This window comes from Arthrobacter sp. ok909, from assembly GCF_900104405.1.
Lineage (GTDB): Bacteria > Actinomycetota > Actinomycetes > Actinomycetales > Micrococcaceae > Arthrobacter > Arthrobacter humicola.
The window spans coordinates 23,779-46,890 of the sequence record NZ_FNJS01000024.1 but is presented as its reverse complement, the minus strand read 5'-3'; the positions used below and the strand labels follow the sequence as shown (position 1 = coordinate 46,890).

The 23,112-nt window shown below is 68.6% G+C and carries 20 protein-coding genes; 6 read left to right on the top strand and 14 right to left on the bottom strand.

All coding sequences use genetic code 11. From position 1 onward, the window contains the following. Nucleotides 1–89: 89 nt before the first annotated feature. From tgt to BLR03_RS17175, 5 genes are all read right to left on the bottom strand, one after another. Nucleotides 90–1,379, bottom strand: coding sequence for a tRNA guanosine(34) transglycosylase Tgt (gene tgt / locus BLR03_RS17195; protein WP_091255044.1), 1,290 nt, complete (start codon nt 1,377–1,379; stop codon nt 90–92). Between the two features lie 33 nt (nt 1,380–1,412). Beyond that, complete coding sequence (locus tag BLR03_RS17190; RefSeq protein ID WP_091255043.1) at nt 1,413–2,138, bottom strand: SRPBCC family protein; 726 nt, start codon at nt 2,136–2,138, stop codon at nt 1,413–1,415. A 131-nt stretch (nt 2,139–2,269) separates the two neighbouring features. Next, nucleotides 2,270–3,364, bottom strand: coding sequence for a DUF6707 family protein (locus BLR03_RS17185; RefSeq protein ID WP_091255042.1), 1,095 nt, complete (start codon nt 3,362–3,364; stop codon nt 2,270–2,272). 121 nt (nt 3,365–3,485) lie between these two features. Then, nucleotides 3,486–4,025: an NUDIX hydrolase family protein gene (locus BLR03_RS17180; protein ID WP_091255041.1), complete on the bottom strand. Its 540-nt coding sequence runs from the start codon at nt 4,023–4,025 to the stop codon at nt 3,486–3,488. Nucleotides 4,026–4,146: 121 nt separating this feature from the next. Beyond that, on the bottom strand, nt 4,147–4,929 hold the full coding sequence (locus BLR03_RS17175; protein WP_091255040.1) for a hypothetical protein: 783 nt from the start codon (nt 4,927–4,929) through the stop codon (nt 4,147–4,149). Between the two features lie 95 nt (nt 4,930–5,024). On the opposite strand from BLR03_RS17175, the gene BLR03_RS17170 reads away from it, so the two are divergent. Both BLR03_RS17170 and BLR03_RS17165 read left to right on the top strand, forming a co-directional pair. Then, on the top strand, nt 5,025–5,624 hold the full coding sequence (locus BLR03_RS17170) for a YdeI/OmpD-associated family protein (protein ID WP_091255039.1): 600 nt from the start codon (nt 5,025–5,027) through the stop codon (nt 5,622–5,624). A gap of 80 nt (nt 5,625–5,704) precedes the next feature. Then, nucleotides 5,705–6,541, top strand: a complete 837-nt coding sequence (locus BLR03_RS17165; RefSeq protein ID WP_091255037.1) for a phosphatase PAP2 family protein — start codon at nt 5,705–5,707, stop codon at nt 6,539–6,541. On the opposite strand, the gene BLR03_RS17160 is transcribed toward BLR03_RS17165, so the two are convergent. The 5 genes from BLR03_RS17160 to BLR03_RS17140 all read right to left on the bottom strand — a co-directional run bounded on the left by BLR03_RS17160 (nt 6,494) and on the right by BLR03_RS17140 (nt 13,715). After that, entirely contained in the window at nt 6,494–8,431 is a 1,938-nt protein-coding gene (locus tag BLR03_RS17160) for a glycogen debranching N-terminal domain-containing protein (protein WP_091255035.1), read from the bottom strand. The genes BLR03_RS17165 and BLR03_RS17160 overlap by 48 nt on opposite strands. Nucleotides 8,432–8,471: 40 nt before the next feature. Continuing rightward, on the bottom strand, nt 8,472–9,662 hold the full coding sequence (locus BLR03_RS17155) for an ABC transporter ATP-binding protein (RefSeq protein WP_254788569.1): 1,191 nt from the start codon (nt 9,660–9,662) through the stop codon (nt 8,472–8,474). After that, on the bottom strand, nt 9,659–11,158 hold the full coding sequence (locus tag BLR03_RS17150) for an ABC transporter permease (protein ID WP_091255033.1): 1,500 nt from the start codon (nt 11,156–11,158) through the stop codon (nt 9,659–9,661). The genes BLR03_RS17155 and BLR03_RS17150 overlap by 4 nt, the downstream gene beginning before the upstream one ends. 110 nt (nt 11,159–11,268) lie before the next feature. Beyond that, on the bottom strand, nt 11,269–12,324 hold the full coding sequence (locus tag BLR03_RS17145; RefSeq protein WP_091255030.1) for an iron ABC transporter substrate-binding protein: 1,056 nt from the start codon (nt 12,322–12,324) through the stop codon (nt 11,269–11,271). Nucleotides 12,325–12,527: 203 nt separating this feature from the next. Next, nucleotides 12,528–13,715, bottom strand: coding sequence for a glycoside hydrolase family 76 protein (locus BLR03_RS17140; protein ID WP_091255028.1), 1,188 nt, complete (start codon nt 13,713–13,715; stop codon nt 12,528–12,530). Between the two features lie 227 nt (nt 13,716–13,942). Here BLR03_RS17140 and BLR03_RS17135 point away from each other — a divergent pair, with 227 nt between their 5' ends. Next, nucleotides 13,943–14,779: an SDR family NAD(P)-dependent oxidoreductase gene (locus BLR03_RS17135; RefSeq protein WP_091255027.1), complete on the top strand. Its 837-nt coding sequence runs from the start codon at nt 13,943–13,945 to the stop codon at nt 14,777–14,779. Then, complete coding sequence (locus BLR03_RS17130; protein WP_254788568.1) at nt 14,776–16,026, top strand: acyl-CoA dehydrogenase family protein; 1,251 nt, start codon at nt 14,776–14,778, stop codon at nt 16,024–16,026. Before BLR03_RS17135 ends, BLR03_RS17130 begins: the two co-directional genes overlap by 4 nt. Here the strand turns inward: BLR03_RS17130 and BLR03_RS17125 are convergent. The 4 genes from BLR03_RS17125 to BLR03_RS17110 form a co-directional block, all read right to left on the bottom strand. Then, nucleotides 16,023–16,895, bottom strand: coding sequence for a DUF1684 domain-containing protein (locus tag BLR03_RS17125; protein ID WP_091255025.1), 873 nt, complete (start codon nt 16,893–16,895; stop codon nt 16,023–16,025). The two genes, BLR03_RS17130 and BLR03_RS17125, sit on opposite strands and share 4 nt — an antisense overlap. Before the next feature lie 44 nt (nt 16,896–16,939). Next, nucleotides 16,940–17,560, bottom strand: a complete 621-nt coding sequence (locus BLR03_RS17120) for a TetR/AcrR family transcriptional regulator (protein WP_091255023.1) — start codon at nt 17,558–17,560, stop codon at nt 16,940–16,942. Between the two features lie 81 nt (nt 17,561–17,641). Next, entirely contained in the window at nt 17,642–18,235 is a 594-nt protein-coding gene (locus BLR03_RS17115; RefSeq protein ID WP_091255021.1) for a TetR/AcrR family transcriptional regulator, read from the bottom strand. Further along, nucleotides 18,232–19,248, bottom strand: a complete 1,017-nt coding sequence (locus tag BLR03_RS17110; protein ID WP_091255019.1) for an aldo/keto reductase — start codon at nt 19,246–19,248, stop codon at nt 18,232–18,234. Before BLR03_RS17110 ends, BLR03_RS17115 begins: the two co-directional genes overlap by 4 nt. A 165-nt stretch (nt 19,249–19,413) precedes the next feature. On the opposite strand from BLR03_RS17110, the gene BLR03_RS17105 reads away from it, so the two are divergent. Continuing rightward, the gene (locus tag BLR03_RS17105; protein ID WP_091255017.1) at nt 19,414–20,094 is read left to right on the top strand and encodes an NADPH-dependent F420 reductase; all 681 of its coding nucleotides are present in this window, start codon (nt 19,414–19,416) and stop codon (nt 20,092–20,094) included. A 141-nt stretch (nt 20,095–20,235) separates the two neighbouring features. Then, entirely contained in the window at nt 20,236–23,049 is a 2,814-nt protein-coding gene (gene ppc / locus BLR03_RS17100; RefSeq protein ID WP_091255016.1) for a phosphoenolpyruvate carboxylase, read from the top strand. Nucleotides 23,050–23,112 lie beyond the last annotated feature (63 nt).

Below are 23,112 nucleotides of genomic sequence, written 5' to 3'. Positions count from 1 at the left end.
GCCGCAACGTTACGGCGACCTCGAGAGGTTCCGGCGAATTCGACGCCGGGTCCGGAACGTTTCGGCGACCTGGACGGCGGCAGCGGAACCTAGGAGTAGTACCGGCCCAGGGTCTCGGCCTTGAAGTCGAAGAAGTTGCCGGACTCGATAGCCAGGCGCGCGTCGTCCACCATCTTCACCACGAAGCGCTCGTTGTGGATCGAGATCAGCGTCGCCGAGACCATCTCCTTGGCCTTGAACAAGTGGTGGATGTAGGCCCGCGAGTAGTTCAGGCAGGCGTAGCAGTCGCAGTCTTCCTGGAGCGGGCCGAAATCGCGCTTGTACTTGGCGCCGGAGAGGTTGTACCGGCCGGTCGGGTGGTAGAACGCCGAGTTCCGGGCCACCCGGGTGGGGGAGACACAGTCGAACGTGTCCGCGCCGTTCTCGATTGCGGTGAAGATATCGTCGGGTTCGGAAATGCCCAGGAGGTGCCGCGGCTTGTTCTCCGGCAGCTCCTCGTTGCACCAGCGCACGATCGTGCCGAGGTTTTCTTTCTCGAGTGCGCCGCCGATGCCGAAGCCGTCGAAGTTCATGGCGCCGAGGTCGCGGCAGGCCTTGCGTCTCAGGTCCTCGTACTGGGCGCCCTGGATCACTCCGAAGAGGGCCTGGTAGGGCTTCCCGACGCGCTCGGATGTGAGCCGGAAGTGCTCGGTGATGCACCGCTCGGCCCAGCGCCGGGTGCGTTCCAGGGATTCCTCCTGGTAGCCGCGGGAGTTCTGCAGCGTGGTCAGCTCATCGAACGCGAACATGATGTCCGCGCCGATCTGGTGCTGGACGTTCATGGAGATCTCGGGGCTGAACCGGTGCCGGTCGCCGTTGAGGTGGCTTTTGAACCACACGCCTTCCTCGTCGACGTGGGCCAGGCGTTCCTTGCCGGGGGCGACGGCGTCGTCCGGCCCCGAATGGTCCACCGATTTCATGTCGATGACCTTCTTGAACCCCGAGCCCAGGCTCATCACCTGGAAGCCGCCGGAATCGGTGAAGGTGGGCCCGCGCCAGTTCATGAAGGCGCCCAGACCGCCGGCCTCGTCCAGGATGTCCGCTCCCGGCTGCAGGTACAAGTGGTACGCATTGGCCAGCACGGCCTGCGCGCCGAGCTCGGCGATGGATTCCGGCAGCACTGACTTGACCGTGGCTTTGGTGCCGACGGCGATGAACGCCGGAGTCTGGATCTCGCCGTGCGGGGTGGCGATGGTGCCGGTCCGGCCCAGGAACTCCCCGCCGTTGGCGGCGATCTGACCGGCCGACGGCGGGCACGCCTCGCTGAGGCGCTTGCCCACACGGAAGGAGAACTCGGACTGCCGGGCGGGCGAAGGATCAGAGACAGGATTGGCTGGCACGGTTCAAGTGTGCCAGCTAACGCTGCCTAAGCCTTAGTGGACGGGATCCGATGTGGGGTAGTTCTCAGCCCGCCATTTGTCCCAGTAATTGCGGATCGCCTCCAGCTGGTGGGCCCCGAGGTCATAGGTGGAGATGATCGCCAGGGATCCGCCGTCGGGCCGGACGTCCGCGATGGCGGGCTGGTCCGCCACGATCAGCAGGCCCTCGCCGTGCTCGGCGTAGTTGTGGACCGTCAGGCCCACCTGGTGATTGCTGCGGAACCAGACCTTGCCGGAGATCTCCTCGCCCGTGGGCAAGGTGAGCGAATACGGGTCCCCGGGCGCCGGGACATCGCTGAGCCCGAGGTTTTCTATCGCCGAGCCCCCGGTGCCGGGTACGGAGAAGAAGAAGGTCCGGCGTTTGCCGTGTGGGTGCCGTTCCAAGGCGAAGCGCAACTGATGGAGGAAGGTCAGCCAGCCTTGGGTGATGTCCTCGTCCCAGGCGGCCCATTCGGAATTGTGGTCGATCGCCGCCCGGGTGACGCTGACTTCCGTGCCCGTGGGGACAGGTTTCAAGGTGAAGACGTCTCCGCCGTCGACCACCAGGGAGGTGTGGTCCGCGCCTTCGACCACATTGGGGCCGAAGTAGATTTCGTTGATTTCGGCCTCTTGGTCATCGGCGTTCCAGCCGTGCCATTGGGCGATTCTGGCGGGTTCGCGCAGCATGGTCCAAACTTGCTGCGCGTCCGAATTGATCACAACGCTCAGATTGTTCGTCATGGGGTGAATCTACAACGCCGGGCCCCGAACGGGTAGGGCCCAACGGGTCGGCTGGACCGGCTGGGACCGGGCAGGACCGGCTGGGACCGGGCACGATCGGCCGGGGGCGGGTGGGAACGATCGCGAGTCCCTCAGGGGCGGACGGATTCCAGCTCGTTGCCGATCCGGCGTTCCAGCTCGGCGGCGCCGATGGTTTCAGAGCCGCCGTGCGCGCGCAGGAACAGGAGCGCCTCGAGCCGGAGCAGCCGCCATTCGCGTTCCGCATCAGGGTTTGAGTTGTCGATCGAGCGGAAGATTTCCTTGTCGTACAGATTGGGCTCGTTGAGCGAGCGTTGACGCACTTTGGCGTTGATCCTGGCCTTGAACGGGTCCGCCTCCATGGCCTCGGGCGCGCGAAGGAATTTCTCGTAGATTCCGGCGCGCTCGTCCTGGCCCAGCTGGCGGCATATGTAGCTGGAGAGCGCCAGCGATGCCTCCACCGAGGCCCAGCGGCCCGGGTTGCCGTCGAACGGCAGGACGTTGAGCAGGTCCGCGACCGCCAGGGCGTTTTCGGCGTCCTTGAGCATGACGAAGAGTTCGTGGGCGAGGTCGCTGAGGTCCTTTAGGCAGCTCCCGGACTTGGTGTTAATGCCCTTGGCGAGCCGTTCGCTGACCAGGAGCACGCCGACGGCGCCCGGATGCGCCTCTGCCACCGCCTCCACCACGGATTCCGGTGTGCCGTCCGGTGCCGGGATGAGCGCCAGGTCCGTCTCGCTGGGTCCGCTCACCGCGGGCGGCACCAGGGGCAGGGGAGGAACGACGACGCCGGGCGCGGCAGCGTCGGAGCCCTCCTGGCCCGGGGCGGTGACTGTGCCGGCATCGGAGGTATCGGCGTCGGATGCGCTGGCATCGGAAGTAGCGGAACCTGTATTCGGGGGTGCTGTATCGGCGGTGCCGGCGGCCGCGAAATCAGTGAACGCCGCGGCTTCCGTCGTGTCCTCCGTGTCAATCTCAGCCGTCTCCGCGTCGTCCGTGATCCGGACGGTTGATCCTGCCGCGATCCGCAGCACACCGCCGCCGCTGAGGGTCGCCAGAACCATGGCGGGCGTGCCGAAATCGTCGGTTTCGACGTCCACCTGATGGACCTCGGCGGAGCGGTTTCCATCGGGCAGAATCAGGTGATCGCCGGCCCGTAGAGATCCAGCCTGAAGTTCACTGTGGTTCCGGGAGGCTGGGGGGTGGGTCATCGGGAGTCCTTAAAGTTCTCTTGCAGTCCGCCCAACAGTCTACAAAATCAGGTGCCCGAAGTCGGGGACGCTGCTGTTGCCCCGAGCGTCCCTCGGGCGGCGCCGGACCCAGGGGAACCGGCTAGTTGCCGACTCCCGCGAAAGCCAGCGCCTGCCGTATCAGGGCGCCGCGGCCGCCGCTGAATTCAAGCTGCACGTCCGAACTCATGACCTCCTGCGGGGTCATCCAGGTCAGTTCCAGGGCGTCCTGCCGGGGGGAGCATTCGCCCGTGACGGGAATGATGTACGCCAGGGCGACGGCATGCTGGCGGTCATCGGTGAACCCGGTGTGGGACGGCGACGGGAAGTACTCGGCCACCGTGAACGGCACCGGGCTGACGGGCAACTGGGGGAAGGCGAGCGGGCCCAGGTCCTTTTCCATGTGGCGGAGGAGAGCGGCGCGGATGGTCTCGCGGTAGAGCACCCGGCCCGACACCAGGGACCGGACCATAGTGCCGTCCGCGTCGGCCTGCAGGAGGGTGCCGACCTCGTTCACAAACCCCAGGGGATCCAGCCGGACCGGAACGGCCTCGACGTAGACCATCGGCAGCCTTCCCCGCGCTTCGAACAAGTCGTCGTCGGAGAGCCAGCCGGGATTCGGGTCAGGGGTGCGCACATTCATGGTTAAGTTCTACCCCATCCCTCACCCGTTCCCCGCGCCGCGCCTCAGATCGGGGATATTGTTTGTGCTCCAGGTAGGTGCACCGCGCGGACGGGATCGGGCAGATAGAGTCCTGCCGCGCTCACCCCTCCGCGGGTGCCGCGGAAATCCAGAGCGGCGGGTGGGCAGCCAAGCCGTCCGCATCGGGGTTGACCACGTGCAGGGTCGGGATGGCAGCTTCCTCAATGACCGCCGCCTCGTGACCCGCCTCATTCAGCCGCTGATGCAGGGCGTCAAAGTCGCCGGCGTATTCGAAGCCGAAGCCGGCACGCGCGGCCCCGGCGCCTGCACCGACCATCAGGATCCCGCCGTTCTTCGCCGTGAACGCTTCGGACTCCGCTGTGTCGGCGCCGCTGCCGGCGCCGCTGCCCGGGACCGGCCGGGGCCGGGCACCGATATCGCGCAGCGTTTGCGCCGCCGCAACGGCGTTTTCGGAGAACCATACGCCGACGACGGCGAGGCCCGGGTCCGCTTCCGCCGACCCGCCCCAGCTGCCGTCGGCATCGCGCGGGGCCGGGTCCGCCAGGAAAGTGAAACCGTCAGCGGCGGTGATACGGCAGGATGAACCGTGGTCCGCTTCGATGAGTTCCGCGGTGGTGCCGCCGACCGGCCCGGGTCCGCCCTGCGCCCCCGCCTCCGTGGTCCGCCGCGCGAATTCCTTTAGATCGCCCACTTCGACGCCGAAGGATGTGGTGCCGTCCTCTGCGGAGCCCTGCTCGACGAAGTGAAGGGCGAGGCGGCCGGAACCGGCGTCGAACACCCGCCAGGTGGGCTCGTCTACGGTCTTGACCAGGCCCAGATCGGTGAGCAGCCGCTCCCATTCATCAAGGCGGGAAGTGAAGTGGATCGGGCGGACACGCAGCATCGTTGCTCCTGAAGATGGTCACGGGTATCGGCTTTCAGGGATATCGTCCCACCAAAGCAGTGCCTGTGGTCAGGTCCGAAAGGCACAATAGGGCCATGGCTGTTGAACTCGAGGAATTGCTGGTCAAGGATGCCGCCGAGTGGCGTGCCTGGCTGGAACTGCACCACGCGCAGAGCCCCGGCGTATGGCTCGTGCTGCACAAGAAAGGCGGCTCGGTGACCGAGCTGGACTACGAGGCCGCACTGCAGGAGGCGCTGTGTTTTGGCTGGATCGACGGGCAGGGCCGTCGCCGGGACGACGATAGCTCGTACCAGCGGATGACCCGGCGCGGACCCAAGAGCGTGTGGTCCGCGCGGAACGTGGAGCGGGTTGAACGCCTCGAATCGGCGGGGCGGATGGCACCGGCCGGACAGGCCGCCGTCCTCAGCGCCAAGGCGGACGGACGCTGGGAGGCCGCCTATTCGGGCGCAGCCACGGCAGAGGTCCCGGAAGACCTCGCCGCGGCAATCGCGGCGGAGCCCCGGGCACAGGCAATGTTCGAGGTCCTGACCTCGGTGAACCGGTTTGCCCTGATCTATCGCACGAACGGGGTCAAGCAGACCGCCACGCGGGAGAGGAAGATCGCCGGGTTCGTGGAGATGCTCGCCCGGTTCGAAACGCCGTACCCGCAGACCAAGCGGCCCCGGGAAGAGTAACGGCGGCCCCTGCCGCGGATCCCAGAGAACTCCCAGAAACCGTCCGGGTTACGGGTAGTTGCCGCTGGCAGGATGGAGCGATGCTCCTTGCCCAGCGTGTTCCGCGACCCTCCGCCCGCCCGCCGCTGTCGTCCCAGCGGCGGCTCTTCTTCGTGGCCGCGGGCCTGCTGGTCGCGGGGGAGACGATCTTCTGGACCATGCTTGCCGCGGTGCAGTCGAACAGCGGTGCCGCTGCCCTCGACGGGCCCGTGCACGACGGGCTCGTGGCGTCCCGGAACCCGCTGGTCACCTCCATCCTGACGGCCGTGACCACGGTGACGTCGCCACTGTGGATGACCGTGATCGGCTGCGTGCTGGCCCTGGTATGGGCGGCGTGGAAACGGGAAATCTGGCGTCCGGCCCTGCTGGTCGGTGCCATGGCGGCAGCCCTTGCGGTGTCCACTCTGATCAAGCACGACGTCGCCCGTCCCCGGCCCGCCGCCAGCGATTTCATGCTGGGCCCGGACGACGCCCTGTCATTCCCCTCGGGCCATACGTTCGGCGCCGGCGTGTTCCTGTGCGTTCTGAGCTACCTGCTGGTGACGGCCCGCGGCACGCGGACGAGCAAACGGTCGACGTCGGCCCTCGGCTTCGCGGCCGCGGCCGCGGGGACGCTGGTGGTCGCCTTCAGTCGACTCTACTTGGGCTATCACTGGCTGACGGACGTGCTCGCCTCCATCGGCCTGGCGCTCGCCGTCACCGGGACCGTCATCCTGGCCGACGGGCTGCGCACCGCCAGGGCCGCCCGGCTGCCGGCGCCGGCCGTCCCAGCCGCACAGACGGCAATGCCGGCGTACGCGGCGCAGGAGTACCCGTCAGAAGACGGCCTGTTAGAGCCCGACGCCCATCGCCTGGGCGATCACCACCGCCGAGGCTGAGGACCACGCCTGCGGGTGGCACGACGCCGGGTAGGGCACCGCGACCCCCGAGTCCTCAGCCCGCACACCGGCGAACACCTCCGGCAGCCGGTGCCCGAACGAGGCTGCCGCGGCGAGCAGGCCATCGGCCAGGGTCCGTGCCTCGGGGATGAAACCGTCGGCCAGGAGGCCGCGGATTGCGATGGCGGTGTCGTGGCTCCACACGGATCCGCAGTGGTAGCTGAAGGGCCAGAACCCCGCGGCACGCCGGGAGATCGTGTGCACGCCGTAGCCGGAGAACAGCTCCGGGCCCACGAGCCGGTCAGCCACGATCCGGGCTTCGGCCGCATCCAGGATGCCCGTGCCCAGCAGATGCCCCATATTCGAGCCCGGGATGTCCAAGGGAACCCCGTGCCCGTCCAGGGCCATGGCCGGAAAGGGCCCGGCGTCGTCGTCAACCCAGAAGCGCTCCCGAAACCTGAGCCGGAGGGCGGCAGCGAAGTCCCGCAGCGCCTGGCCGCCGGGTTCCCCGTAGGCGTCGAACAGCTCGGCCGTCTGCAGGGCCGCCTGGTATGCGTAGCCCTGCACCTCGGATAGGGCGATCGGCCCCTCCGCCTGCCGGCCGTCGCGGAACTGCATGGCGTCCCGGGAATCCTTCCAGCCCTGGTTGCTCAGGCCGTGCCCGGTGGCGTCCCGATAGCTAAGGAACCCGGCGTTGTTGCCCGCTCCCGTGCCGGCGGCGAGCAGCCAGTCCGCGGCGCGTGCCGCGTTCGGCAGCAGCGACCGGATAACCGCGTCGTCGGGCCCGGTGCGCCGGAGTTCACCGAGCAGGCAAAGCCACAGCGGGGTGGAATCCACGGCGCCGTAGTACACCGGCGGCAGGCGCAGGCCCTGGCTTTCGAGCACGAGTTCCTTGGAGCGCAGCTCGTGCAGGATTTTGCCGGGTTCCTCGGCAGCGGCAGGGTCTGTCCGGGTGCCCTGGTAGGCCGCCAGGGCCCGCAGCGTGCCTGCGGCAAGCCCGGTCTCCAGCCCGGTGTCCAGCGGCAGCAGGAGCCGCGCCGCCCACAGCGAGTCGCGCCCGAACAGGGTGAAGTACCAGGGCGCCCCGGCGGCGATGAAGGGAGCGTGCGGAAGCTGGCGGGTGGCCAGCCGGAGCCCGGCCACTTCATCCAGGGAGTTGTCCAGGAGCAGGCCCAGAGCCCCGGCCGGTCCGGTCCGCGGCGGCCGCGGGGCGGGCGGCCGCGCCGCCACCACGGCGTCGTCATCGTCGGTGAGAACGGCCTGCCATTCTGCCTCGAACGGCCGGCCCCGGCCCAGGCTCCCGTGCCAGGCGAGCCGGCCCTCCGGGGTCACAGCGCCGGGCGCCGCCACCGCGAGGCTCTTCCCGCCCTCCCGCCAGCGCAACGCCGACTGGTCGGCCGAGACCGGCGCGGACGCGTCGCGGAAGCGGCTGAGCCGGATCTGGGCCATGTCGGTGAAGTCGGCGGCCAGCTCAACGTCGATCTCGACGTCGAGGGAATCCAGTGACGTGCGCAGCTGCAGGGCATGCCGCACCACTCCGGGCGTCACGGTCCAGGTCTGGACAAGCTCGACGGCGGGATCTTCGGTGGGCCCCGGGATGCCGCGGACGAGTCCCCGCACGCGCAGGACGCCGCCGGGCTGAGTCTCGACGGTGGCCGGTTCTGGCTCGAGGCCGTTGACGCGTACGAGGGCGCGGCAGAGCATCCGGGTGTCGCCGTGAAGGAGCCCGGTGAACCCGGCCGGATCGGTGGACCCGCCGGCTGACTGACCGGACTGCCCGGCGCCTGGCGGGTTGGACTCGCCGGCCAGTCGGCCGTCGGGATCGAGCCACAGCTGCGTCGGGGCGGCAACGGAGCAGTGCTGGCGGTGCAGGCCTGGCTGAACAGTCATTCGCCCACCCTATGCCGGGGCCCGCGGAGGGCTCAATGTCCTATTGGACCGGCGCGTCGTCCATCGGGAACGCCACGGCCTCGCCCACCACGCGCAGCCTCAGCTCGGTGCCGGGGCGGGCGATGGAGGCGTTCCAGTGCCGGATGGTGATGATTTCCCCGCCGCCGGGGTAGCGGTGGTCCGGGACGGCGCCGGCGGCAAGGACCGGCGGGACGGGGAGCTGGAGCCGGACGGTGGTCTCGGGGCCGAAGTAGTCGGTGTCCACCACGGTGCCGCGGATGGGGCCGTCCTCGGAAATGCGGATCTGCTCGGGCCGCAGCATCAGCTGAACCCGGCCCTGCGCCGGCGGGCGGCGCACGGGGATCCCGCCGAGCGAACACGTGGCCAGGGAGCCTTCCATCCAGGCATCCAGGATGACGGCGTCACCGAGGAATTCGGCGGTGGCGCGGTCCGCCGGGCGTGTGTAGACGACGAACGGGTTGCCGATCTGTGCCAGCTTGCCGCCGCGCATCACGGCCACCTGGTCGGCGAAGGACAGCGCCTCGGCCTGGTCGTGCGTGACGAGGATTGTGGTGACCCCGGCGTCCTTCAGGACCTGGCCCACCGCACGGCGGGTCGCCACCCGCAGGCCGGCGTCCAGGGCGGAGAACGGCTCGTCCAGGAGCATCAGCTCGGGCTCGCGGGCCAGCGCCCGGGCAAGTGCGACCCGCTGTTGCTGGCCGCCTGAGAGCTGGTGCGGGCGGCGCTTGGCCATGGACGGGTCCAGCGAGACCATTTCCAAAAGCTCGCCGACCCGCGCCTTGACGCCGCCGCGTCCGCCGGGGAGTTTGCCGGTGTCCAGGCCAAAGGAGATGTTCTGGCCCACGGTCAGGTGCGGGAACAGGGCGCCGTCCTGGGCCACGTAGCCGACGTGGCGCTTGTGGGCCGGGACCCAGGCGTCCTCTCCCGCCACCTTGCTGCCGTTGAGCGAGATGGTGCCGGTATCGGGGTGTTCGAAGCCGGCGATCAGCCGCAGGAGGGTGGTCTTGCCGGAACCGGACGGTCCCACGATCGCCGTCGTTCCGCCCTTGGCGACGGAGAGGTTGACGCCTTTGAGCACCGCTTGGGGCCCGAAGTTCTTGGTGACCGCGTCGATTTCCAGGTGGCTGTTGGTGCTGGGCGCCACGGACGCCGCGATCCGCGGCTCGGGGAGACGGGAGGGTGCCTCGTGCGGAGGGTAAAAATCGGTCACTGTCCGGCCACTTTCTTGGACTGCTGGAAAAGGAGGTAGGTCATGGGCGCCGAGATCAGGATCATCAGGAGCGCATACGGAGCGGCGCCGGCGTAGTCAATCTCGCTGCTCTTGCTCCAGAACTCGGTGGCGAGCGTGCGGGTCCCGTTGGGGGAGAGCAACAGCGTGGCCGTGAGCTCGTTGACGATCCCCAGGAACACTAGTGCCGCGCCGCCGGCCGCGGCGGGGGCCGTGAGGCGCAGCGTCACACGGAGGAACGCCAGCAGGGGCGGCTTGCCGAGCGCCTGCGCGGCCTCGTCGAGTTCCTTCGGCGCCTGGGCCAGCCCGGAGCGGATGTTCACCAGGGCCCGGGGCAGGAACAACAGCACATAGGCCGCGATCAGGAGTCCCGAGGTCTGGTACATGTTGGGGAGCATCCGGATGCTTACGGTCACAAACGCCAGGCCCACCACAATCCCCGGCATGGAGCTGGTGATGTAGTTGGAGAGCTCCAGGGACTTGCTGAACCAGCCCGGATGCCGCACGGCAAGGTAGGCCATGGGGAACGCAACCAGGGTGGTGACCACGGCCGCGGCGATGCCGTAGGCGAGGGTCTGCAGCAGGGCCGGCATGAACTCCTCCGCGGCCCAGACGTCCGGCCCGCCGGCGATGACCCAGCGCAGCACGAACGTCAGCGGCAGGCCGAACGCCAGCGCGGTGAGGGCGATCAGGGACAGCTGGGCGGGGACCTGGTACGCGTGCAGGGGTAGCCGCAAGGCGCGCGCCTGGGCACCCGAACCGATCCTGGCGTACCGGGCGCTGCCGCGGCTGCGGACTTCCACGAGCAGCAGGATCAGGCACAGGAAGACCAGGACGCTGGCGAGCATGTTTCCGGCGGTCCCGTTGAAGGTGGACTGGTACTGCACCATGATCGCGGTGGTGAACGTGTCAAAGCGGATCATCGCGAAGGCCCCGTATTCCGCCAGCAGGTGCAGCGCGACCAGCAGGCCTCCGCCGGTCATGGCGATGCGCAGCTGCGGCAGCACCACGCGGAAGAAGGCGCGCCAGGCGCCGAGGCCGAGGGACGCGGCGGACTGTTCGATGGCCGGGTCCAAGCGGCTGAGGGTCGCGGCGGCCGGGATGTAGACGAGCGGGAAATAGGACAGGGTGGCGATCAGGACCCCGGACCACAGCCCGCCGAGGGAGGGGACCGCGGAAACCCAGGCATAGCTGTTGACGAAGGCGGGGATGGCCAGCGGGGCCGCGAGCAGCACGGCCCACCACTTCCGGCCCACCAGGCTGGTGCGTTCCACGAGCCAGGCGCCGCCCACGCCCAGAATCAGGCACAGCGGCACCGTCACCACGGTCAGGAGCACAGTGTTCAGCAGCAGTTCGCCCACCCGAGGGCGGAAGATCAGGGAGACGGCGGTGTCCCACCCGGTGGCGGCCGTCATGACGATCACATAGGCCAGCGGCACCAGGGAGAACAAGGCGATCAGCACCGCCACAATGGACACAACAGAGACGCCGAAAGGCGGGCGGGGGCGCTTGCCCCTGCCCGCCGTCGTCGTGTCAGTCGTCAAATCACCAGATGGACCCGGGACCGCCAGCTTGCTAGCCACTGCCGTTACAGCAGCCCTGCCTGGGTCATCAGTTCGGTGACCTTGGCGGAATTGAGCTTGGCCGGATCCACGGTGGGTGCCTGCAGATCCTTGAGCGGTACGAGCTTTTCGTTGGACGGGACGCCTGAAGCGACGGCGTATTCGAAGGAGGTGCCCTTCTGGAGCACTTCCTGGCCCTTCTTGCCGGTGATGAACTTCAGGAAGGCCTGGGCGGCCGCTGCGTTCTTCGAGGACTTCAGCACGCCGCCGCCGGAGACGGAGACGAAGGCGCCCGGGTCCTGGTTCTTGAAGTAGTACGGCGTGACGTTATTGGAGTTCTCGCCGGTCTTGGCCTGGTCGCCGTAGTAGTAGTAGTGGTAGATCAGGGCGGCGTCCACCTCGCCGGCGTTGACGGCCTTCATGGCCGTGCTGTTGCCCTTGTAGGCCTTGGAGTTTTCCTTCATGCCCTTGAGCCATTCCTGGGTCGCGGCTTCGCCCTTGAGTTCCAGCAGGGCCGAAACGATTGCCTGGAAGTCGGCGCCCGACGGCGAGGCGGCCCAGCGGCCCTTCCACTCGGGGTTGGCCAGGTCCAGCATCGACTTGGGCAGCTTGTCCGCGCTGATCTTGTTCTTGTCGTAGACCAGCACGGTGGAGCGTGCCGCGATGCCGGTCCACTTGTTGGTGGAGGGGCGGAATTCGGCGGGAACCTGATCCACGGTGGCTTTGTCCACGTCCGCGAAGAGGCCGGCGTTCTCCACCTGGGCCATGGCGGGCGAGTTCTCGGTGAGGAAGACATCCGCCGGCGAGGCCTGGCCTTCCTGGACGATCTGGTTGGACATCTCGGTGTCGTCGCCCTGGCGCAGGGTGACCTTGATGCCGGTTTCGGCGGTGAAGGCGTCCACCCACTCCTTGGTCAGGGACTCGTGCTGGGCGTTATAGACCGTGATCTCACCGGACGGGGTGCCGTCGGCGGCTGCGCTGCTGCCGGCCGGGGAGGACGAACCGGAGCCGCAGGCGGCCAGGCCCAGGGCGGCAGTGGCGGCCAGGGCGATGCCCGCCAGTGCGTTGGTGCGGATCTTCATGGGGCTACTTTCTGCAAGGAAGTCGTCGTAGGTGCCCTGACCCCCGTGAGCGGGGAAGTTAGGGCATGCTCACTAAGAAAGACTGTAGGTTAGCCAAACCTAAGCAACCAACCTGAGAACGCGTTAAGTGATCAGGATCACATGAATTACGAAACTATTGCGTGACGTAATTAGCGCCGGTGGCGGGCGGCCTGCGGGGCGGCCTACGGGGCGTGTGCCTGGGCGATCGATGCGGCGGCCTCCAGAATCATCCAGGCCTGGAGCTGGGTGGAGAGTTCGACGGCGGCGCCCTCCGGATAGCTGCGGCGCGCCGGCAGTTCGGTGCGGTTGGAAAAGACCAGATGGCTGCCCCCGCGGGCGAGGCGGTCGTGGGCCGGGAGAATCCGCCGGCCTTCCCAGAGGGCCTGGGCGGTGTCATTTACGAGGGTTGTCGCCGTGGCCCGGGTTTCGGCCGGAAGGCCCTCGTTTAGGGCTGCAAGGGCCAGGTATCGGACCAGGATCCCGGTGAAGAGTCCGCCGTCGCCCGTTCCCTCGCAGCGCAACACCGCCGCGCTGCGTCCCAGAAGCGGCGCCGGCTGCGTGAGGCTGCGCGCCACGGCGTCCACCAGCGCGGCCGCCCGCTCGAGGTTCGCCTCGCCCCCGAGTTCCAGCAGGGCGCCGAGGACGGGCCCTTGGTTGTAGGTGTAGATGGTCTCTTCCAGCACCGCTTCGCCCGTGCCGGAAATCCGCAGGCCGTCCCGGTACAGGCCCTGTTCAGGCGCGTAGAGCCGGGCGTCGAGCCACTCCAGCAGCGCCTGGGCCTTGGCCCCGTTGCCCGTCCGCGCGTAGTAGAGGGCCACCGGTGCGGTGGCGGGCGTGTTCTTGAAGTCCCGCTTCTTGCTCCAGAAGGTGCCGCCGCCCAGATCGTCCGTGGAAGCGGCGTCAAACTGGAGCGCCAGGCTCTGCAGGACCTTGGCGTTGCGCTCCCGACCGGTGCGTTTGCGGGAGTCCTCGGCGAGCCTGTCCAGCCGGAGCGTGGCGAGGGCCAGCCAGGCCATGTCGTCGTAGTAGTCATTGACCACCGTGAGGAAATTGCGGAGCCGAATCCCGGTGACGAGCCGGGAGGCGAGCCTGCCGGCGCTGGGCCGGTTCTCGCCGTCGAACTTGGCGCCCGGATGCCCCGGCGAGCCCAGCTCCCGGCGGCCGGCGTCCACGAGGCAGTCCAGGTAGTGCGCCTGCCACCAGTAGTGCCAGGGTCGGGACAGGTTCTTGAGCCGGCCCGAGGGCCGGAGGATTGCTCCGATGTGGGTCCCCGGCAGGAAGAAGAGCCGTTGCCCGAAGAGCCTGGTCACCGAGCGGGCGGCCTCGTCCGCGCGGAAGGACCAGTTGGGGGCGGCGTCGGCGCGGGTCATGGTTCAAGCCTAATCGCGGGACGCGCCCGGACGCCGTTCCTGACGGCGGCTTCGAAGGGTGCAGTGAAGCTTGCGGTGGAATCGTTCCGCGGGGCGCGGGCAAAGGTGCGGAATGCCGGCATTCCAGTTAACATGCACTAACTAATGTTCCCGGCGGGCCGCTGCTTCAGGCGGCGCCCGCGTCGAGGCTTGGCGGCCGGGGTTCGGTTCCACATCAAGGAGGATGCATGGACATCAAGGGTACTGTCGCGCTGATTACGGGCGGGGCCTCCGGGCTCGGAGCTGCCACGGCCCGGCGCCTGTTCGACGCTGGCGCATCGGTGGTGCTCGTGGATCTGCCGGGCTCCGCCGGGGCCGCGTTTGCCGCCGAACTCGCCGCTTCCGCTCACCGGAACGCCGGCGGTGGCACGTCCACTGGCGGCGCTGAGGCAGGCGGCCGCACGGCCGTCTTTGTTCCCGCCGACGTCACCGACGAGGCGCAGGTGCAGGCCGCCGTCGACGCCGCCGTCGCCTTGGGCCCGCTGCGCATCGCGGTGAACTGCGCGGGAATCGCCACCCCGGGCAAGGTCCTGGGCCGCGAGGGCGTGCTGCCCTTGGAGACCTTCAACCGCGTCATCCAGATCAACCTCGTGGGCACCTTCAACGTCATCCGCCTGGCCGCGGCCGCGATGGCCGCCACCGAGCCCGCCGCCACGGAACTGGGCGGTCCCGAGCGCGGCGTCATCATCAACACCGCCTCCGTCGCCGCGTTCGACGGCCAGATCGGTCAGCCCGCCTACGCCGCCTCCAAGGGCGCGGTGGCCGCCATGACGCTGCCGATCGCCCGCGAACTCGCGCGCTCGCTCATCCGGGTGGTCACCATCGCGCCGGGAATCTTCGAGACCCCCATGATGGCCGGACTGCCGCAGGAGGCGCAGGACTCCCTGGGCCAGCAGGTGCCGCACCCCTCGCGGCTGGGCCGTCCTGCCGAGTACGCCAACCTTGCAGCGCACATTGTGGACAACGCCATGCTCAATGGCGAGACCATCCGCCTCGACGGCGCCATCCGCATGGGCCCGAAATGACCCGGACTGGGCCGGCTGCCGCGGCAGCACCGGCTGCGGCCGCATCGGCAGTGGCCGCAGCATCTGTGGCGGGGCTGCCCGCGGCGGACTACTTCGACTACGAATCCCTGCTCAGCAACGCGGAGCAGGCCAAATTGACGCAGCTGCGGGAGTTCCTGGCGGCCGAGGTCGCACCGTTCGCCACGGACTGGTGGAACAAGGCCGAGTTCCCCGCCCATATCCTGCCCAAGCTGGCCGCCCTGGAGCTCAGCGCCCCCGCCCAGCGCGGCTACAGCAACCTGTTCGCCGGGATCGTCATCGCCGAGATGACCCGGGTGGACACCTCGCTCGCGACCTTCTTCCTGGTCCACCATGACCTCTTCGTGGAGTCGCTCTACGGCTTCGGCTCCGACGAACAGAAGGCGCGCCTGCTCGACGACGCGGCGAACCTGCGCACCACAGGTGCCTTTGCGCTCACCGAACCGGACCACGGTTCGGACGTCGCTGGCGGCATGGAGACCCGGGCCCGGCGGATTCCCGGCGGCGCGGCCGACGGTGGCGACGCCTGGGTGCTCAACGGCGCCAAGCGCTGGATCGGCAACGGGACGTTCTGCGACTACATGCTGGTCTGGGCCCGGGACGAGGCCGACGGCGGCATCCGCGGCTTCATCGTCGACGCCACCTTGCCCGGCGTGAGCCGCAGCCGGATCGAAAACAAGATCGCCCTGCGCACCGTGCAGAACGCGGACATCGTCTTCACCGACGTCCGCGTGGCCGAGGCGGACCGCTTCGCCGGCATCAGCAGCTTCGAAGACACCAACGAGCTCCTGCGCGGTTCCCGGATCATGGTGGCCTGGCAGGCGGTAGGGCAGCAGCTTGCGGCGTTCGACGTCGCCCGGCAGTACGCCGTCGAACGCCAGCAGTTCGGCCGGCCGCTTGCGAAGTTCCAGCTGGTCCAGCAGCAGCTGGTGACCATGCTCGGCAATGCCGTGGCCAGCATGGGCATGATGGTCCGGATCGCCCAGCTGCAGGACCAGGGTGCCGCGGACATGCCGCAGGTGGCGCTCGCGAAGTCCTACGTCAGCGCCCGGATGCGCGAGACCGTGGCGATGGGCCGGTCCCTGCTGGGCGGCAACGGGATCGTCACCGACTACCGGATGGCCAAGATATTCTCCGACGCCGAGGCGATCTACACCTACGAGGGCTCGTTCGAGATCAACACCCTGATCACGGGACGAGCCGTCACCGGGGTGTCCGCGATCGTCTAAAAGAGCCCGGGCTCCTTCTCGCCGGCCGTGATGCGATAGTCCAGGCTGTTGTTCTTCACCGGCATGGGGCACGTACCGTAGGGGGTGAAGGCGCTGGGGTAGTTGATGGCCCGGTTGAAATCCAGGATCACCGTTCGGTTTCCCGCAGCATCGACGCGGGGCCGGGCGGTGGACACCTTCCGCCACTCATCCGTGCTTTCCCCATTCGTCTCATCGTGGAAGGTGACGGTCAGGGCGCCGAGCTTCTCCTCCTCCGCCTGCAGGCGGAACTCGTGCTCCGAGCCCGGAAGGCGGAAGACGAGCTCGCCGACCGAGCGGTGGATGCCACCCACAAGCGGGTTGGCGGTGCCGATCGGCACGTCTACGGGTTCGGCATAGGGCACGAACCGGGCCTCGATCACCAGGTCCGGACGGAAGTCGAAGGTGGGCACGCCGTCGAACCCGGTGAACACCGGTGACTGGGAGTCTCTCGTGCGGATGGCGTACTTGCCGGCCCGCATGGCGAGTTCCACCACCACCTGGCGGCCGTCGTCGCCGCCGTACTGCACCCACATCAGCGATTCCTCGTCGGCGAGTTCGGCACTGACGGTCCCGTCCACGGGTTCGCCGGTCTCCACGAGGGTCAGACCCTCGGGCACGGCGGCGGTGAGGCGGGCCGCCGTGCCGTCCGTGGACCAGAGCCCCGGGGCGAGCTCGACGGCGGACGGACGGTCCTCCAGCCACTGAAAGGACGTCAGCGTCAGCCAGCCGTGCTCACTCGCGAGGGCCGCGTTGCGGCTGTTCCGGAAGCGCTGCCAGCGGGCGAGCTGGGGGTCCTTCGCTGAATCAGTTGTCGGGTTCGAACCAGTCCCGGGTTCAGGAGCGGTCATGGGCACCTCCAGGGGGTGTCAGCCCAACTAGCCCCTGCTGCGAGTCAGTTGGGGGTGGGTGGAGTTCTGAGGCTGGCTGCCACGAGCTGGGCCGCGGCGGCGCCGGCTGCGGCGGCCGCGTCCGGGTCGCCGTCGAGCACCCCGCTGGCCAGCCCGCCGTCGAGCAGCAGGGTCAGGCCGCGGGCCAGCTGGTCCGGGTCCTGCGCGCCGGCGCGCACGGCCAGGTCCCTGATCCAGGCGCGGATCTGCTGTTTGTGGGCCACGGTCCGGTCGTGGACCCTGGTGCCGGAGGCCGACTCGGCGGCCGCGTTGATGAAGGCGCAGCCGCGGTAGCCGTCGCGCCGGCAGGCCGTGGTCAGAGCATCGAACAGACCCACGAGCTGCGCGGCGGGGTCTTCGCCGGCGGCTTCGGCTGCTGCGTGAAGCTGCCCGGTCCAGACGCCGTCGACCCTCTCCAGATACGCCAGGATGAGGTCGTCCTTGGCCGGAAAGTACTTGTAGAACGTCGCCTTCGCGACACCGGACTCGGCGATGATCGTATCGATGCCGGCGGCCCGGAGTCCCTGCGCGTAAAACAGGCGGAAGGCCGTGGCCAGGATCTTCTCCCGGGCCTGCCCGGCGGGGGTCCGGGCAGCCGGCGTGGCGGTGGCTGCTGGCGACGTCATGTCACAATCGTACACAGACAAGTCTGTCTATTCCCGGCCTCGATCATGTCCGTTAACCGCACGGGGCTGAGGGTGTGAGTCCTACGGGTGTACGGCCAGGCCCTGCACGAGCAGCCGCCAGACCTCCTGCAGCTCGGAGCCGATGGCCGGGTCCGCCCATTCCGCCGCGTGCAGCGGGTGGTGGAACCGTGCGGTCGCGTGCAGGACGGCACGGCCGGCCGTCACCGGATCCATCACCACAAACTCGCCGCTGCTGACGCCGTCGGCAATGATCGCGGTGATCATCGCGGCCAGGTGGTCAACGTGGGACGCCACGACTTCCCGCGCCTCGGCGGTCAGTTGGCTGAAGGTGGCAAACAGCTCGGGATCATTCAGTGCCAAGCCCTGTTTGATGGCCGCGAGGCGTTCCAGCCAGCGGAGCAGCCGTTCCGCGGCCGGGCCGTCCGTATCGCGGGCAGGATCCAGCGGCTCCACGAGACCGTCCAGCCAGCGCCGGGCCACCGCGTCCCGCAGCGCCACCTTCGTGGGGAAGTGCCGGTACACGCTGCCGTGGCTGACGCCGAGGGCCTTCGCAACGTCCACCACCGTGGCCTTGGCCGGCCCGAAGCGTCGCAGCACGTCCTCGGCGGCGTCGAGGATGCGCCCCTCCGTCAGGACGCCGACGGCAGGCGTCACCGGCGTTCGCTGTCGAGCCAGGCCATCTGGCCGGCGTCGTAGCGGGTGCCCGCGGCGGCACCGGCCGGGGCGGCGGCCTCGATTGCTGCCAGGTCTTCGCCGGAGAGGACCAGGTCGGCCGCTCCCAGCGATTCGGTGAGCCGATCGCGGCGCCGGGCGCCGACGAGGGGGACGATGTCCTCGCCGCGGGACAGGACCCAAGCGATGGCGAGCTGGGCGACGGTCGCGCCCTTGCGGTCCGCGATGCCGCGCAGCCGTTCGACGAGTTCGAGATTTCGCTGCAGGTTCTCGCCGGAGAATCGGGGGAGGTGGGCCCGGAAATCGCGCCGGTTCCCGGTGCCGGCCGCGGGCCAGTGACCCGATACCAAGCCGCGGGACAGCACGCCGTAGGCGGTGATGCCGATGCCGAGTTCGCGGGCCGTCGGCAGGATATCCTGCTCGATGCCGCGGGAAATCAGGGAGTATTCGATCTGGAGATCGGAGACCGGGTGGACGGCGTTGGCGCGGCGCAGGGTTTCGGCGCCCACTTCGGACAGGCCGATATGGCGGATGAGGCCCTGCTGTACGAGCCCGGCCAGTGCCCCCATGGTCTCTTCCACCGGGACGGTCGGATCCAGGCGGGTGGGCCGGTAAATGTCAACGTAGTCGGTACCCAACCGCCGCAGGCTGTAGGCCAGGAAGTTCTTGATCGCGGCGGGGCGGGTGTCCACGCCGTTCCATCCGCCCCGGGCGTCTCGCAGTGCGCCGAATTTCACGCTAATCAGGGCGTCCTCGCGCCGGCGGCCGCGGAGCGCATCTCGCAGCAGCATTTCGTTGTGTCCCATGCCGTAGAAGTCCCCGGTGTCCAGCAGCGTCACGCCGGCGTCGAGGGCGGCATGGATCGTGGCGATGCTCTCGGCGTCGTCGGCCGGTCCGTAAAGATCGGACATGCCCATCAGTCCGAGGCCGATGGGAGCGGTGGCAGGGCCCGTGGAGCCCAGGGTGCGGGTGGGGCCGAGAGGGGGAGTTGTCATGGAGGGAGACTATCGCGGACAACTGACAGATTTCAATATCTGTCAGTCAACCGGCTCCCAGCGCCCAGGGTGCGGTTTCTTATTGCCGTAGACAGGTCTGTCTGATAGCGTCTTGCCTACACGTAGACGAACCTGTCTACTCCGCTGATTCAGAATGAGGACGCCATGAAGATTGCAGTACTCGGAACCGGCATGGTGGGGTGCACGATTGCCGGCGCACTGGCAGGCCTGGGGCACGACGTCGTGATCGGCACCCGCGACCCGCAAGCGACACTTGCCCGCACCGAGCCGGACACGATGGGCACGCCGCCGTTCGCCCAGTGGCACGCGGCGAACTCCGGAGTCGGCGTCGTCCCGTTTGCCGATGCCGCGGCCGGGGCGGAGCTGATCGTCAACGCCACGAACGGCGGCGGCTCCCTGGCGGCCCTGACCGCTGCGGGCTCGGGGAACCTCGCCGGCAAGGTCATCATGGACATCGCCAACCCGCTGGACTTCTCGCGGGGCATGCCGCCGTCGTTGAATCCGGTCAACACGGACAGCCTGGGCGAGCAGATCCAGCGGTCCTTCCCTAAGGCGCACGTGGTGAAAACCCTCAACACCATGACGGCCTCGGTGATGGTGGACCCGGCGCGGGTGGCCGGCGGCGAGCATTCAGTGTTCGTCTCCGGCAACGACGCCGACGCCAAGGCGGCAGTGACCGAGATCCTCAAGAGTTTCGGCCACCGCGACGTGATCGACCTCGGCGACATCACCAGTGCCCGCGGGGCGGAAATGATCCTGCCGATCTGGCTGCGGATCTGGGGCGCGCTCGGCACTGGCGAGTTCAACTTCAAGATCGCGCGGTAGGTCCCGGAAGGGCCTGACACTATCTGAGACGGAATTCCGGCCGGGAGTGCCTGCGGGTAACATCCCATGGGAAGAAGTAATCAGGCTCACAGTATCCAGCGCAGTGTACGAGCCACGTCGAACCCTCGAAAGATAGTTTCCATGGCTGACACTGCAATGCATTCCGACACCGATCTTGCGGCCGAACTCCGGGCCGACGTCCGCCGCGTTTCCACCCTTCTCGGCGAATCCCTGGTCCGCCAGCACGGGCCAGAACTCCTGGACCTCGTGGAGCAGGTGCGCCTGCTGACCAAGGAATCCAAGGAAGCGGCCCGGGGCGGGGCGGACGCCACCGGGCCGTGGAGCTCGTACGACGTCGTCGCCCAGGTCCGCGAACTGCTCGGCTCCCTGCCGCTCGAGCAGGCCACCGACCTGGTCCGTGCCTTCGCGTTCTACTTCCACCTGGCGAACGCCGCCGAGCAGGTCCACCGGGTCCGCGGGCTCCGCAGCCGGCAGGAAAAGGACGGCTGGCTCGCCAAAGCCGTCGTCGAGATCGCGGACCAGGCCGGCAGTTCCGTGCTCCAGGAAGTCGTCAACGAACTCGACGTCCGCCCCATCTTCACCGCGCACCCCACCGAGGCCTCCCGCCGCTCGGTGCTGGACAAGATCCGCCGGCTCTCGGACATCCTCGCCGAATCGACGGCGGAGGGCACGTCCGCGCGCCGCCGCCAGGACCGTCACCTGTCCGAAGTGATCGACCAGATGTGGCAGACCGACGAGCTCCGCCAGGTCCGGCCCACCCCCGTCGATGAGGCCCGGAACGCCATCTACTACCTCACCGGCATCCTCAGCGACGCCATGCCGGAAATGCTCTCGGACCTGTCCGAGCTGCTCGCCGAGCACGGCGTCACGCTGCCGACGCAGAAGGCGCCGATCCGCTTCGGCTCCTGGATCGGCGGCGACCGCGACGGCAACCCCAACGTCACCGCGGCCGTCACCCGCGAGATCCTCCAGATCCAGAACCAGCACGCCGTGCGGATCAGCATCGGCCTGATCGACGGGCTGATCTCCATCCTGTCCAACTCGACCGCTCTGGCCGGGGCGGACCAGGAACTCCTGGACTCGATCGACGTCGACCTCAAGAACCTGCCCGCCCTGGACCGACGTGTCCTCGAGCTCAACGCGCAGGAGCCGTACCGGCTGAAGCTGACCTGCATCAAGGCCAAGCTGATCAACACCGGCCGTCGAGTCGCCGCCGGATCCGCGCACGAGCCCGGCCGCGACTACGTCGCCACCGCGGAGCTCCTCGCCGAACTCGGCCTGCTGGAACGCTCGCTGCGAAACCACCACGCCGCGCTTGCCGCCGACGGCGCCCTGTCCCGGGTCCGCCGCGCCATCGCCTCCTTCGGCCTGCACCTGGCCACCCTCGACATCCGCGAGCACGCCGACCACCACCATGACGCCGTCGGGCAGCTCATGGACCGCCTCGGCGGCCCGGGTGTCCGGTACGCGGAGCTCAGCCGCGCCGAGCGGCTTGAGGTCCTGGGCTCCGAACTCGCGTCCCGGCGCCCGCTCTCGGGCCACCCGATCAAGCTCGACGGCGTCGCCGACGGCACGTACGACGTCTTCCGGGAGATCCGGCGTGCCCTGCGCACCTATGGCCCCGACGTGATCGAGACCTACATCATCTCCATGACCCGCGGCGCGGACGACGTTCTGGCCGCGGCCGTGCTGGCCCGCGAGGCCGGCCTGGTCAGCCTCTTCGGCGAGGCGCCCTATGCCAAGATCGGCTTCGCCCCGCTGCTGGAGACCGTGGAGGAGCTGCGTGCCTCGGCCGAGATTGTGGACCGGCTGCTCTCTGATTCGTCCTACCGCGAGCTGGTCCGGCTGCGCGGCGATGTGCAGGAAATCATGCTCGGCTATTCGGACTCCAACAAGGAATCCGGCGTCATGACGAGCCAGTGGGAAATCTACAAGACCCAGCGCAAGCTCCGGGACGTGGCGGCGAAGCATGGCGTCCGGGTGCGCCTCTTCCACGGCCGCGGCGGCTCCGTGGGCCGCGGCGGCGGGCCGACCTACGACGCCATCATGGCCCAGCCCAACGGCGTGCTCGAAGGGGAGATCAAGTTCACCGAGCAGGGCGAGGTCATCTCGGATAAGTACTCCCTGCCGGAACTGGCCCGCGAAAACCTGGAACTCTCCCTCGCCGCGGTGATGCAGGGCTCGGCGCTGCACCGTGCGCCGCGGACCTCCGAGGACCAGCGCGTGCGCTACGGCCACGTCATGGAAACCGTCTCCGACGCCGCCTTTGCCCGCTACCGCACGCTGATTGACGACCCCGACCTGCCCGCGTACTTCATGGCCTCCACCCCGGTGGAGCAGCTGGGATCCCTGAACATCGGATCCCGCCCGTCCAAGCGGCCCGATTCCGGCGCCGGCCTTGAGGGCCTGCGGGCCATCCCGTGGGTGTTCGGCTGGACGCAGTCACGGCAGATCGTCCCGGGCTGGTTCGGCGTCGGCTCCGGCCTCAAAGCCGCGCGCGAGGCCGGAAACGCGGCCCAGCTCAAGGAGATGATCGAGGGCTGGCACTTCTTCCGCTCCGTGCTTTCCAATGTTGAGATGACCCTGGCCAAGACGGACATGGACATTGCCGGCTACTACGTCTCCACCCTGGTGCCGGAGGAACTGCACCACCTGTTCCACTCCATCCGGGCAGAGTATGAGCTGACCGTGGCGGAAATTCAGAACCTCACCGGCGAGCACGTGATCCTCGATGCCCAGCCCACCCTCAAGCGCTCACTGGAGATCCGGGACCAGTACCTCGATCCGATCAGCTACCTGCAGGTGGAACTCCTGCGCCGCGTCCGGGCCGAGGCCGGGGCGAGCATCTCCGGCGCCGAGATCGACGAGCGACTCCAACGTGCCATGCTGATCACCGTCAACGGCGTCGCCGCCGGGCTGCGCAACACGGGGTAACGGGCCCCCGGTTTCGTTCCTCCCTCAGGCGTGGCGTGTTTCTTCCGGGCGCTCCCTCACGAC